Here is a 982-nt window from a genome sequence, read left to right on the forward strand (position 1 = left end):
ATTTGCCACCTGGCTCTGTAAATTGTTAATACTTGCTCAGCGCTAATTTTATCCTCTGGAACATTAGTTATAAATATTGACCAGTTCAACAATTCTTGATTCCTTCTAGAAGATGTGTATCCATGTGATTTCGCTAATCTATTAGCCTTTCTTCTTCTAGCTATAGACTGTTCTTCAGTTAGCTTTTGACATATAATTCTTACTCTAATCTTTGCCTCTTTTCCCAATAATACTTCTCTTTCTAGAAACAATTTACCCTCTAAACATTCTAATAACTCTATTTTTTGATTTGCTTCTATATCATATATATTGGTATCGGATTTATAACGGCTGATAAAATAAGCTCCTGTTTCATTGATTTGTTTAAAAGAACTTGGCACAAAATAACCCAGATCAGATATTAGTAAATCATTGCTTGATATATTGCTTAAGTGTCTTCTATACCCCTGATCTGACCTTATTCCCTCTGTTATGTTAAGCTGGTCTAATGCCTGATTTAGATAGTCAAAAACTAATTGTAACTTTACCCCGGACTTAGTGTTACTTGCATAACCGCTATAGCTGGTACCATACCCTTTATACATATCTTCCATGCTATTAGGTAGGCTAATATAGCTACTATCTAACAATTTAACACTTCTGAATTGTTTCAAGATTTCGCAATCAATTTGTAAAGTACTTTTAAATAGTGTCAAAGATTCATTGTACATACTTTTCATAAATTCTACTGCTTCTTTAGTAAACCTAAAGTCCAAGCCCTGTTTTGTTATACTCACAGAGTCTTCGTTTAACAATTGGCATATCGTTTCTATACTACAATTATCAACTCCTATATTACCAAGGATTATCGCTTTTACGAACGATGAACCTTTTAGCTTCCTCTTCCTTTTTATAAATCCTGTTTCAATTGATACTTCATTTGCCTTTTCATTGAAAAATTTGTTGAGGTTATTTGATAGGTAAGTTATTTTATTCATCGTTA

The 982-nt window shown here is 32.0% G+C and carries 1 protein-coding gene; it reads right to left on the reverse strand.

The features are described from left to right. A partial coding sequence (locus tag DM84_RS05990; protein WP_250779088.1) for an IS4 family transposase occupies positions 1-977 on the reverse strand: 977 nt, incomplete at its 3' end. Positions 978-982 lie beyond the last annotated feature (5 nt).

Source organism: Wolbachia pipientis (assembly GCF_023661085.1).
Classification (GTDB): domain Bacteria; phylum Pseudomonadota; class Alphaproteobacteria; order Rickettsiales; family Anaplasmataceae; genus Wolbachia.